This window comes from Candidatus Polarisedimenticolaceae bacterium (assembly GCA_036275915.1).
Taxonomy (GTDB): Bacteria; Acidobacteriota; Polarisedimenticolia; order Polarisedimenticolales; family DASRJG01; genus DASRJG01.
Map to the genome: position 1 here is coordinate 1 of DASUCV010000012.1, position 10,976 is coordinate 10,976.

At 70.1% G+C, this 10,976-nt stretch carries 12 protein-coding genes, 4 tRNA genes and 1 pseudogene; 1 reads left to right on the top strand and 16 read right to left on the bottom strand.

Annotation, left to right across the window (positions count from 1 at the left end):
• From VFV19_11285 to rplM, 14 genes are all read right to left on the bottom strand, one after another.
• A partial coding sequence (locus VFV19_11285) for a GTP-binding protein (protein HEX4824886.1) occupies positions 1 to 137 on the bottom strand: 137 nt, incomplete at its 3' end.
• A gap of 63 nt (positions 138 to 200) precedes the next feature.
• Positions 201 to 276: transfer RNA gene (locus VFV19_11290), tRNA-Thr, on the bottom strand.
• Positions 277 to 317: 41 nt separating this feature from the next.
• Positions 318 to 393, bottom strand: a tRNA-Gly gene (locus VFV19_11295).
• A 35-nt stretch (positions 394 to 428) separates the two neighbouring features.
• Positions 429 to 514: transfer RNA gene (locus VFV19_11300), tRNA-Tyr, on the bottom strand.
• 68 nt (positions 515 to 582) lie between these two features.
• Positions 583 to 657: transfer RNA gene (locus VFV19_11305), tRNA-Thr, on the bottom strand.
• 33 nt (positions 658 to 690) lie between these two features.
• Positions 691 to 1,485 (bottom strand): 23S rRNA (guanosine(2251)-2'-O)-methyltransferase RlmB, encoded by a 795-nt coding sequence (gene rlmB, locus VFV19_11310; GenBank protein ID HEX4824887.1) that lies wholly within the window; start codon positions 1,483 to 1,485, stop codon positions 691 to 693.
• Positions 1,482 to 2,945, bottom strand: a complete 1,464-nt coding sequence (gene gltX / locus VFV19_11315; protein HEX4824888.1) for a glutamate--tRNA ligase — start codon at positions 2,943 to 2,945, stop codon at positions 1,482 to 1,484. The genes rlmB and gltX overlap by 4 nt, the downstream gene beginning before the upstream one ends.
• Positions 2,942 to 4,072 carry a 2-C-methyl-D-erythritol 4-phosphate cytidylyltransferase gene (gene ispD, locus VFV19_11320; GenBank protein ID HEX4824889.1) on the bottom strand — a complete coding sequence of 377 codons (1,131 nt, stop codon included), beginning with the start codon at positions 4,070 to 4,072 and terminating at the stop codon, positions 2,942 to 2,944. The genes gltX and ispD overlap by 4 nt, the downstream gene beginning before the upstream one ends.
• A gap of 19 nt (positions 4,073 to 4,091) precedes the next feature.
• A complete protein-coding gene (gene frr, locus VFV19_11325; GenBank protein ID HEX4824890.1) occupies positions 4,092 to 4,652 on the bottom strand; it encodes a ribosome recycling factor in 561 nt (186 codons plus the stop codon).
• Complete coding sequence (gene pyrH / locus VFV19_11330; protein HEX4824891.1) at positions 4,649 to 5,380, bottom strand: UMP kinase; 732 nt, start codon at positions 5,378 to 5,380, stop codon at positions 4,649 to 4,651. The genes frr and pyrH overlap by 4 nt, the downstream gene beginning before the upstream one ends.
• A 5-nt stretch (positions 5,381 to 5,385) precedes the next feature.
• Positions 5,386 to 6,252, bottom strand: a complete 867-nt coding sequence (gene tsf / locus VFV19_11335) for a translation elongation factor Ts (protein HEX4824892.1) — start codon at positions 6,250 to 6,252, stop codon at positions 5,386 to 5,388.
• Between the two features lie 76 nt (positions 6,253 to 6,328).
• On the bottom strand, positions 6,329 to 7,228 hold the full coding sequence (rpsB, locus tag VFV19_11340) for a 30S ribosomal protein S2 (protein ID HEX4824893.1): 900 nt from the start codon (positions 7,226 to 7,228) through the stop codon (positions 6,329 to 6,331).
• Between the two features lie 19 nt (positions 7,229 to 7,247).
• Positions 7,248 to 7,643 (bottom strand): 30S ribosomal protein S9, encoded by a 396-nt coding sequence (gene rpsI, locus VFV19_11345; GenBank protein HEX4824894.1) that lies wholly within the window; start codon positions 7,641 to 7,643, stop codon positions 7,248 to 7,250.
• Positions 7,644 to 7,665: 22 nt separating this feature from the next.
• Positions 7,666 to 8,112 (bottom strand): 50S ribosomal protein L13, encoded by a 447-nt coding sequence (gene rplM, locus VFV19_11350; protein HEX4824895.1) that lies wholly within the window; start codon positions 8,110 to 8,112, stop codon positions 7,666 to 7,668.
• A 121-nt stretch (positions 8,113 to 8,233) separates the two neighbouring features.
• Between rplM and VFV19_11355 the strand changes: the two genes are divergently transcribed.
• Positions 8,234 to 8,932 (top strand): ubiquinone/menaquinone biosynthesis methyltransferase, encoded by a 699-nt coding sequence (locus VFV19_11355; protein ID HEX4824896.1) that lies wholly within the window; start codon positions 8,234 to 8,236, stop codon positions 8,930 to 8,932.
• 36 nt (positions 8,933 to 8,968) lie between these two features.
• Here VFV19_11355 and VFV19_11360 read toward each other — a convergent pair.
• A pseudogene (locus tag VFV19_11360) lies at positions 8,969 to 10,333 on the bottom strand (sigma-54 dependent transcriptional regulator).
• Positions 10,334 to 10,349: 16 nt separating this feature from the next.
• Positions 10,350 to 10,952 (bottom strand): hypothetical protein, encoded by a 603-nt coding sequence (locus VFV19_11365; protein ID HEX4824897.1) that lies wholly within the window; start codon positions 10,950 to 10,952, stop codon positions 10,350 to 10,352.
• Positions 10,953 to 10,976: the final 24 nt, after the last annotated feature.

A 10,976-nucleotide genomic window follows, 5' to 3' on the forward strand; every position in this document is an offset into this window, starting at 1 on the left:
ACCGCTACCTTCCCATTGCTCCGCTTCGCGAGCGTCATCGTGATCGCCGCAGTCAAGGACGTCTTCCCATGGTCCACGTGACCAATCGTCCCCACGTTCACGTGCGGCTTCGAACGATCGAATTTCTCCTTGGCCATCGCTGCTCCTTCCTCAATTCCCCGTCGCGCATCCGGGTGCGCGCTCGATCGCCGTTCGCGGGCTGGAGCCCATGACCGGATTTGAACCGGTGACCTCGTCCTTACCAAGGACGCGCTCTGCCGACTGAGCTACATGGGCCCGCTTGCGCCTTCGATCCTCCGCCTCTCGCACTGCCTGCCTGGAGCGGGAAACGGGACTCGAACCCGCGACCCTCAGCTTGGAAGGCTGATGCTCTACCAACTGAGCTATTCCCGCCCTCGAACGCCGTCCGATTCCCGCCTCACGCTTGCTGGTGGAGAGGGAAGGATTCGAACCTTCGAAGGCATAAGCCGGCAGATTTACAGTCTGCTCCCTTTGGCCACTCGGGAACCTCTCCACGCGCCGCACGCTCTCGTCAGCCGGTTTGGAGACCCCTCCCGAGCCCCGCGGAACGACCCCGTTCCGTGGAGCTGGCGAAGGGATTTGAACCCCCGACCGGCGGTTTACAAAACCGCTGCTCTACCCCTGAGCTACGCCAGCAACTTCGACAAACGGCAGATGTTATCAGTGGGGTCAAGGCCTTTCAAGACGCGGTGGCGCGTTTTCCGACTTTTCCGGGTTCGCGCGTTGCCTCAGGACCTCATAGAGGACGACTCCGACGGCGACCGATACGTTGAGCGACTCGACCCCGGCAGAGAGCGGAAGGGCGACCCGCTCGTCGGCGGCGTCGAGGAGTCCCCGCCTCAGCCCCTTACCCTCGCCGCCCGCGACGATCACGAGCGGACCCCGGAACGCCGCGGCGGTCCACGCCGTCGTTCCCCTGGGATCGAGGGCCGCGACCCGGAACCCCCGAGCCTTCAATTCCACAAGGCGGGTACCCATCTTCGGTTCGCGTGCGACCGGAAGCCGGTCGAGCGCCCCAGCGGCCGCTTTCGCGACTGTCGCGGTGAGGCCGACGGTCGCATCGACCCCGAGGAGGATCCCATCCGCCCCGGCGGCGGCCGCGGTCCTCACGATCGCCCCCAGATTCCGCGGATCCTCGATGCCGTCGAGAGCGACGAGCAGGCGCCGCCCCTTCACGGCGGCGGCCACGAGATCGCCGGGAGCGGCGTAGGCCACCGGCGCGACGAACGCCGCCACCCCCTGATGGCTCGCCTCGCGGCCCGCCTTCTGCGCCAAGACCGGCTTCGGCAGATAGGTCACGGGAATCCCGGCGCCTCGGGCCGCGCGAAGGAGACGCCCGAGGTTGCGCCCTCCGTGCTCGCGCGCGACGAGGATGCGGTCGATCGTCCGGCGCCCACCTTCGACCGCGTCGAGAACCGGATGGAGGCCGTAGAGCATCTCGGCCTCCTCCTCCCTTCGCTTCACTCGATCTCCGCGAGCGTCCTGGCGACGCGTTCGGGAAGCGACGGTACCGCGCCGGGGAGGCGGCCGTGCCCTAGGGCGACGAGGGGGACGATACCGTCGAGTTCGCGTCCGTGGGCGCGGCCGGTGATCGCGATCCGGATCGGCTGGAAGAGCGCCTTCCCCTTCGCCCCGGTGGCGCCCTGGACTCCTGCCTTGATCGCCGGCCAATCGGCGACACCGTTCGCGACCGCGGCGGCGAGCGCCTCGACGACCGTTCGCGCAGGCGGGTCCGCGAGGATCTTCCGCTCGTCGTCACCGAGAGCGCCGCCCGGATGGAAGACCGGCTCGACGAGTGCCGGCACCTGGTCGAAATGCGACAGCGCCGGACGGAGGAACTCCGCGACCGATGCGACCCACGCGGCCGCCGTCCCGAGCGCGGCCGGCTCGAGCCGGCCCGACCGGACCAGCGCCTCCCCGACCTCGCGCGCGATCCGCGGGAGCGGCATGGCGTGAATGTGCTGCGCCGAGATCCACTCGAGCTTGACCGGATCGAAGATCCCCGCGGATCGCGAGACCCTCGAGAGGTCGAACTCGTGCACGACGTCGTCCAGGCTCACGATCGTTCTATCGTGCGCCGGCGCCCAGCCGATGAGGGCGAGCGCGTTGACGAGCGCCTCGCCGGGGACGCCGCGCTCGCGCCACGCGGAGACCGACGTCGCGCCGTGCCGCTTGGAGAGGCGCTCGCCGTCGGGGCCGAGAACCATCGGCAAGTGGCCGAACTCCGGCGGCCGCTCGCCGAGCGCGGCGTAGAGGAGGACCTGGAGCGGCGTGTTCGAGAGGTGGTCGTCGCCCCGCAGGACGAGGTCGATCCGCATCGCGACGTCGTCGACGACGACGGCGAAGTTGTACGTCGGCCGGAGGTCGCGGCGCACGAGCACGGCGTCGGGAATCTGCGCGAGTGGGACGGCGACCTCCCCGTGGATGCGATCGGCGAAGCGCACGACGGCACCGCCGCCCGGAGCGCGTGCGGGCACGCGGAAGCGCACCGCGGACGGCTGCCCCGCGGCCGCTCGCGACGCGGACTCGGCCTCCGTCAGCGCGCGGCAGGGATCGCGATGGCCCGCGGCGCGCCCCGACTCGCCGGCTTCACCCGCGCAGAAGCAGCGAAACGCGGCCTTGCTCTCGAGGAGCCGCCCCGCGGCGGCGGCGTAGCCGTCGAGCCGCTCCGACTGCCGGTAGGGACCGTCCGATCCGCCCGCCCCGGGCCCCTCGTCCCAGGCGAGGCCGAGCCAGGAGAGGTCGCGCAGGATTCCCTCCTCGGATCCCTCCTGCTCGCGCTCGGTGTCGGTGTCCTCGATGCGCAGGACGAACGCCCCGCCGCTGGCGCGCGCGACGACCCAGTTGAAGAGCGCGGTGCGCGCGTTCCCGAGATGGAGCGAGCCGGTCGGCGACGGAGCGAACCGGACGCGAGACCCGCTCATCGCGCTCGTCCGATGAGGGCGACGGCGTGACAGGCGATCCCGTCGCCGCGGCCCAGCGCGCCGAGCCCTTCGAGGGTCGTCGCCTTGAGGCCCACGACCGCCGGCGCGATGCCGAGCGCGGCGCCGATCGACTCCTTCATCGCAGCGGCCGACACCGCGATCTTCGGTCGCTCGGCGAGCACGGTGAGATCGACGTTGACGATGCGCCATCCCGCGGCCGCGATCTCCCGCGCGACCTCGCGGGCGAGGCGCGCGCTGTCGGCGCCGGCGAAGCGCGGGTCGCCCGGCGGAAAGTGATGACCGATGTCGGGAAGCCCGGCGGCGCCGAGCACCGCGTCCATCGCGGCATGGAAGACGACGTCGGCGTCGGAATGGCCTTCGAGGCCGGCCTCGCCGGGAAAGGCGACACCTCCTAGGACGAGCGGCCGCCCGGGGGCGAACCGGTGCACGTCAAAGCCGTGTCCGACGCGCCATCCCGGCTCGCGCGGCAGATCATCGGGCGTCGTGATCTTCACGTTCTCCGCCGCGCCCGGCACGATCGCGACGCGCCGGCCGGCTCGCTCGAGCGCCTGGGCTTCGTCGGTCACCTCGGCGCCGGCGGCGGCGGCGGAGCGGAGCGCCTCGAGGAGCCAGTCGCGCCGTGCCCCCTGCGGCGTCTGCGCGAGCCGGAGCGCCTTGCGGTCGAGCGTCTCCAGCACGAACCCGCCGGCGTCCTCGCGCTTCACGGTATCGCCGGCGGGAAGCGCGGGGATCGCGGCGCCGTGGCGCGCCGCCGCCTCGAGCACGTCGCGAACGACCGACGCCGGAACGAACGGCCGCGCGGCGTCGTGGACGAGGACGAGGTCGGCGCCGTCGGCCGCCTCGACCCCCGCGAGGACCGACCGCATGCGTGTCGAGCCTCCCGGCACGACGGCGGCGAGGTCGCGCAGCGCCGCGGCGTGCGGACCGTCGAGGACCTCGGGCGACAGGACGACGAGAACACGGTCGATGCCCGGACACGACGCGATCGCCCGCACGGAGCGCGCGACCACGGTCTCTCCGTCGAGGGGAAGGAACTGCTTCGGGACCCGCCCGCCGAAGCGGGTCGAGGCCCCGGCGGCGACGACGATGCCGAAGGCGCGGCTCACGTCGGTTCGGCGGAGGTCGTCAGACCTCCATCAGCTCCTTTTCCTTGTTCTTGCAGAGGGCGTCGATGTCGGCGACGCTCTTGTCGGTTCGCTTCTGCACGTCGCCCTCGGCGCGCCGCGCATCGTCTTCCGAGAGCTTCGCATCCTTCAGGAGCTTCTTCAGCTCGTCGTTCGCTTCGCGGCGGACCTGGCGGACGGCGGTCTTCGCCTCTTCCCCGAGCTGATGCACCTTCTTGACGAGCTGCTTGCGGCGCTCCTCGGTGAGCGCCGGGATCGGGATCCGGACGAGCTTGCCGTCGTTCGCGGGGTTCAGGCCGAGGTCCGAGGCCAGGATCGCCTTCTCGATCGCGGCGACCGCCGACGGGTCGAACGGCTGCGCGACGACGAGCGACGGCTCGGGGATCGACAGCTTCGCGACCTGGTTCATGGGCGTCATCGTCCCGTAGTAATCGACCATGACGCCGTCGAACATCGCCAGCGACGCGCGCCCCGTGCGCACCGCGGCGAGCTTGTGCCTGGCGTCCTGGAGGGTCGAAGCCATCTTCTTGTCGGCGTGATCGAGGACCTGCTTGTCCGTCATGGCGACTCCGAGACGACAGTGCCGATCGCATCGCCGCGAATCACGCGGCGGATGTTCCCGTCCTGCCGGATGTTGAAGACGACGATGGGCAGCTTGTTGTCCATGCAGAGCGAGATCGCGGTGGCGTCCATGACCTTCAGTCCGCGCTTCAGCACCTCGCGATAGCCGATCCGCTCGAACTTGACGGCGGCGGGATTCCCGACGGGATCGGCGTCGAAGACGCCGTCGACCTTGGTCGCCTTCAGGAGCACCTCGGCCTTGACTTCCATCGCGCGGAGCGCGGCCGCGCTGTCGGTGGTGAAGTACGGGTTGCCGGTGCCGGCGGCGAGGATGATGACCCGCCCCTTCTCGAGATGACGGATCGCGCGCCGCCGGATGAACGGCTCGGCGACCTGGCGCATCTCGAGGGCCGAGAGGACGCGCGTCTGGATCCCCCGCTGCTCGAGCTGGTCCTGGAGCGCGAGCGAGTTGATGAGGGTCGCGAGCATCCCCATGTGATCGCCGGAGACGCGGTCCATGCCCGAGGCGGCCGCCTTGACGCCGCGGAAGATGTTGCCGCCGCCGACGACGAGCGCGAGCTGCACGCCCATCCCGTGGACCGCCGCCAGCTCGTCGGAGAGGACGCGCACGACCTCGGGATCGATCCCGAAGGTCGAGGTTCCCATCAGCGCCTCGCCGGACAGCTTGAGGAGAACGCGCCGGTAGCGGAGCGGGCCGCCGTCCGCCATCGCGCCTACAGGCCTTCGCCGAGGACGAAGCGCGCGAAGCGGCGGACGCGGACGCCGTCGCCAAGGAGCTGCTTCACCGTCTTGTCCGGATCCTTGACGAATGCCTGCTCGACGAGGGTGACCTCGCCGAGGAACTTGTCGATACGACCGGCGACGATCTTCTCGACGACCTGCGCGGGTTTCCCCGCCTTGAGGGCCTGGTCGCGCGCGATCTCCTGCTCGTCGGCGAGGACCTTCGGCGAGACTTCGTCGCGCGTCACGTAACGGGGCGCGGCGGCGGCGATGTGCATCGCGAGGTCGCGGAGCAGCGCCTCGCCGACGGGGCCCGAGGCCGACTCCGCCTCGACGAGCACGCCGATCTTGCCGCCGGTGTGGATGTAGGACGCGAGCACGGAGCCCGGTGCGCTCTTCTGGAACTTCACGTAGCGCCGGAGCTGCATGTTCTCGCCGATCTTCCCGACCGCCTCGCCGATCGTCTGCCGGAGCGGCCGGCCCGAGGACGAAGGCGCGTCGAGGAGCGCTTCGCGCGCGGCGTCGGTCGGCGCCGAGCCCTCGGTCGGCGCGCCCTTCGCGAGCGCGGTGTCCACGGCGGCCTTCACGAGCCCCTGGAAATCGGCCCCGCGCGCGGCGAAGTCGGTCTCGCAGTTGAGCTCGATGAGAACGGCGGCATCCGCCGACGCGGCGGTCGCGATGATGCCTTCGCCGGTGGCGCGGCCCGCTTTGTTAGCGGCCGCGGCGAGACCCTTCTTGCGCAGGATCTTCTCGGCCTCGCTCAGGTCGCCCTTGGCCTCGACGAGCGCGCTCTTGCACTCCATCATCCCGACGCCCGTCTTCTCGCGCAGCTGCTTGACGACTCCGGCCGTGATCTCCATTTCGTCCCTCATCTCGTCAAAAAGCCCCGGCACGGCCGACGACCGCACCGGGGCTTTCCCTGTCGTCGGATCGATGTCAGTCGGCCGCGGTCTCGTCCGTTGTCACGGCCTCGACCGCTTCCGCGCCCCGCGGCGCGCGCCCGGGGGTCCGGCCGCCGCGTGGCGCCGGCTTGGTCGCCTGCGCCCGCAGGCGCTCGCGACGGGCCTCGCGCGCACGCACGCGCTCGGCGATGTTCTGGGTGCTCCCCGCCTTCTTCTCGGATTCCGCCTCGCGGTCGCGGCGATGGGCGTCCCACACGGCGCGGCCCTCGAGCATCGCGTCCGCCACGCGACCCGCGAAGAGCTTGATGGCGCGGATCGCGTCGTCGTTGCCGGGGATCGGGTACTGCACCGGCTCGGGGTCGCAATTCGTGTCGACGACCGCGATGACCGGAATGCCGAGCTTGTTCGCCTCGGCGATCGCGATCTTCTCGTTGAACGGATCGACGACGAAGAGGGCGGCGGGGAGGGAGTCCATCCCCTTCAGGCCGGAGAGCGTCTTCTCGAGACGCGTCCGCTCCTTCTCGAGCTGCGCAATCTCCTTCTTGGTGACCTTCGCATCGCGCTCGCCCGCGGCCATCTCTTCCAGATCGCGAAGGCGCGCGAGGCTCTTCTTGATCGTCGCGAAGTTCGTGAGCGTTCCGCCCAGCCACCGCTGGTTGACGTAGCTCATGCCCCCGCGCGCGGCTTCCTCTGCGATCGTCTCCTGCGCCTGGCGCTTCGTACCGACGAAGAGCACGTGGCCCCCGTCGGCGGCCAGGCGCTCGGTGAACGCGAGCGCGTCGCGGAAGAGCTTGACCGTCTTCTGGAGATCGATGATGTAAATGCCGTTGCGCGCTCCGAAGATGTATTCCTTCATCTTCGGGTTCCAGCGCCGGGTCTGGTGACCGAAGTGGGCGCCCGCCTCGAGCAACTCCTTCAACGTGACCGAAACCAAGAACAGCCTCCTTCGATCTTCAGCGCTTGCTGAACTGGAAGCGCTTGCGCGCGCCCGGGCGACCGTATTTCTTGCGCTCCACCTTCCGGGGGTCGCGCGTCAAGAACCCTGCATCCTTCAGCTTGCCCCGAAGCTCGGGGTTGTACTCGAGGAGAGCGCGCGCGATCCCGTGGCGCAGCGCTCCGGCCTGGCCCGACGGCCCACCGCCGGCCACGCGCACGAGCACGTCGAACTTGTCGACGGTCTCGGTGATGACGAGCGGCTGCCGGATGATCATCTTGAGCATCTCGTTGGGGAAGTACTCGTCGAACGTCTTGCGGTTGACGGTGATGTCGCCGCGCCCCGGCCGCAGGTAGATGCGCGCCGACGACGTCTTCCTCCGCCCGGTGCCGTAGTACTGGATCGCTTCGCTCAAGAGCGCTCTCCTCGTGAACCGGTCAATTCCGGATCGCGCCGGGGACCTTCAGGACCTTGGGCTGCTGCGCCTCGTGCGGGTGCTTCGGCCCTTCGTAAACCTTCAGCTTGCGCGCCATCGCCTTGCCGAGACTGTTCTTGGGCAGCATGCCCTTGATCGCCGTCTCGACGAGACGGATGGGACGCGTCTCGAGCAGCTTGCCCGCGGCGATCTCTTTCAGGCCGCCCGGGTAGAGGCTGTGGTGTCGGTACATCTTGTCGGTGAGCTTGCGGCCGGAGAGCTTGATCTTCTCCGCGTTGACGACGACGACGTGATCGCCGGTGTCTTCGTAGCGCGTGTAGATCGGCTTGTGCTTTCCAGCGAGGTGGCTGGCGACGACGGTCGAGAGACGGCCGAGCGTCATTCCCGACGCGTCGACGATCCACCACGCGCGCGTCACGTCACCTTGCTTCGGAACGTACGTCGTCATCGGAAGAGACCTCGAACCCCCGCTCGAACGAGCTCTGGAGTCATGACCCAGGAGACGAACGCAACCTTATATCAACGCATGAAAGGGGTGTCAAGGGCGCCCTTTCCTTATACTCCGCGCCGTGACCGACGAGACCAGCCGCGACCCGGAGCGCATCCGCGAGATGTTCGGCGGAATCGCGCGCCGCTACGACCTTCTCAACCGTCTCCTGAGCCTCGGCCTCGACCGCCGGTGGCGGAAGGCGGCGGCACGGGAGGCCTGCCTCGCCTCCCCCGCCCGGGTCCTCGACCTCTGCTCGGGGACGGGCGACCTGGCCCTGGCGCTCGTGCGCGCCCCCGGCCCCGAGCGGCTCGTCGTCGGCTGCGATTTTTCCCGCCCGATGCTCGAGCGCGCGGCACGGAAGCTCGACGGACGCGCGACGGTCGTCCTCGGCGATGCGCTCCGGCTCCCGTTCGCGGACGGGGCGTTCGACGCGATCACCGTGGCGTTCGGCGTGAGAAACCTCCACGACATGCCGGCTGGATTTCACGAGATGCGCCGCGTGCTCGCGCCAGGCGGCCGCCTCGTCGTCCTCGAGTTCTCTCGGCCGGAGGGGCCGGTCCTCTCGCGCGCCTACGGCCTCTACCTGCGCACGGTCGTTCCGCGCCTCGGCGATCGCGCGTCGGGGCGCGAAGGCCCCTATCGTTACCTAGCGCGAACGATCGCGGGGTTCCCCGAGCCGGACCGGATCGCGGGGCTGCTCCGCGACGCCGGATTCGGGGGAGTCGGCTGGCACACCCTCTCGGGCGGCATCGTCTGCCTCCATACGGCGCTGCGCTGAGGGTGGCTTGTCCTCGAGGCCGAGCTCGCGGATCCGTGCGAGGAGGCGCTTGTAGTTGACGCCCAGCCGCTCCGCCGCGCGCGTCTTGTTGCCCGCCGCTTCCGCGAGCGCGCGCGTGATGAGCAGCGTCTCGACGCGGTCCCGCGCCGCGACCGCGACGTCGTCGAGCGAGCCCGAGAGGTCGAAGAGCTTCGAGACGGCATCGATCGATAGCGCGGGACGCTCGGCGGGGAGGGCCAGGTGCGCCGGCTCGATCGTCTCGCCTTCGCAGAGGATCGCGGCGCGCTCGACGGCGTTCTCGAGCTCGCGCACGTTCCCCGGCCAGCGGTAGGCGCGCATCGTCGCGACGGCCGCCGCCGAGAAGCGCAAGGCGTCCTTGCCCAGCTCCCGACGGAAGCGGTCGAGGAAGTGCCTTGCGAGCGCCTCGACGTCGGCTCCGCGCTCCCGGAGAGGCGGAATCGAGACGGTCACGACCGCGAGGCGGAAGTAGAGGTCTTCCCGGAAGCGGCCTTCTGCCGCCGCGGCGGTGAGATCGCGATGCGTCGCCGCGACGACGCGCGTGTCGACCTTCAGCGTCTTCGTCCCGCCGACCCTCTCGAACGTCCGGTCCTGCAGCACGCGCAGGAGCTTCGCCTGGAGCGCCGGCGAGAGATCGCCGATCTCGTCGAGGAAGAGCGTGCCGCGATCGGCGGTCTCCACACGGCCAGGCTTGGTCGCGGTGGCGCCGGTGAAGGCGCCTCGCTCGTGGCCGAACAGCTCGCTCTCGAGCAGCGTCTCGGGAATCGCGGCGCAGTTGATCGCAACGAACGGACCGCGCCTTCGCGGGCTCAGCTGATGGATCGCGCGGGCGAACAGCTCCTTGCCGGTGCCGGACTCGCCGAGGATGAGCACGGTCGCATCGGTCGGCGCTGCCTTCTGGATCCGCCGCGTGGCGTCGATCAGCGCCTCCCCCTCGCCGATGATGCGCGGGAATCCGGTCCTGTCGGCGAACTCCTTCTTGAGCAGGACGTTTTCCAGGGCCAGGTCGCGGCGCTCGACGGCGCGCTCCACGAGCAGAAGGAGATGATCGGGATCGACCGGCTTCGAGAGGAAGTCGAACGCACCCTTCTTCATGGCGCCGACGGCGTCCTCGACCGTGCCGTAGGCGGTCATGATGATGACGGGAAGGTTGGGATCGGCCTCGCGCGCCGCGGCGAGCACCTGGTGCCCCGTCGCGCCGGGCAGCTTGAGATCGGTGATCACGGCGAGGAAGCGCCCGCTCGCCAGCGCTCGGACCGCGGCCGTCCCGTCGGCCGCCTCCTCCACCTCGTAGCCCGCGGCCTCGAGGGTGGCCCGCAGCATCACGCGGAGGCTGTCGCGATCTTCGACGAGGAGGAGCGGCGCCATCGCGACGGGGAGCATAGGTCCCCGCCACCGGTCAATTCAAGGGAGGGTTCGCCTTGAGGTCATCGAGCGCCTTCTTCGCATCGTCCATCGCCGTGCGCGCGTCCGCGAGCTTGCCGTTGGCCCACTCGACGCGCTGAATGCCGTTCATCCCCTTGATCGTGGCGGCGTCCTCCGGCGAGAGCACCGGCCGCGGAAGGTAAGGGTTCTTGAAGGCGAGGATCGTCTTCTCCCACGACGAGGTCGTGACGGCCGCGGCTTGGAGCTTCGCGTCCGCGTCCTCCAGCCTGCGCTTGTAATCCGCCTGCCGGGCCTGGCTGTCTTGCAGCCACTGGAGCGGATCGACCGGCTTGTCGACGGGCTTCGCGCTGGGATCGGGGAGCGGCGACGGCGGAATCGCGCCGGGGAGCGACGTGTCGTGCGGCGCCGCTGCCGGGGCCGGCGGCTTCGCTTCCGCTTTCTCGACGGGCTTCGGCTGCGGCGTGGGCGCCGGCGCCGGAGGCGCCTCGGCCTGCGCCGGCGCCGGCTCCGCCGGTTTCGCCGCGGTGATCGGCGGCGCGGGCGCGGCGTCGCGCGGCGCGTCGTGGCAGCCGCACAGCACCGCCGTTCCGAGCGCGAGACCTAAGAGTGTCTTCATCGCCGCGAAACGTTAACGCGAAGC

Bases quoted from the DNA above. Each gene is read 5' to 3' on its own strand.
- rplM (HEX4824895.1), bottom strand. From the start codon at position 8,112: ATGACGACGTACGTTCCGAAGCAAGGTGACGTGACGCGCGCGTGGTGG.
- tsf (HEX4824892.1), bottom strand. From the start codon at position 6,252: ATGGAGATCACGGCCGGAGTCGTCAAGCAGCTGCGCGAGAAGACGGGC.
- gltX (HEX4824888.1), bottom strand. From the start codon at position 2,945: ATGAGCGGGTCTCGCGTCCGGTTCGCTCCGTCGCCGACCGGCTCGCTC.
- pyrH (HEX4824891.1), bottom strand. From the start codon at position 5,380: ATGGCGGACGGCGGCCCGCTCCGCTACCGGCGCGTTCTCCTCAAGCTG.
- frr (HEX4824890.1), bottom strand. From the start codon at position 4,652: ATGACGGACAAGCAGGTCCTCGATCACGCCGACAAGAAGATGGCTTCG.
- VFV19_11365 (HEX4824897.1), bottom strand. From the start codon at position 10,952: ATGAAGACACTCTTAGGTCTCGCGCTCGGAACGGCGGTGCTGTGCGGC.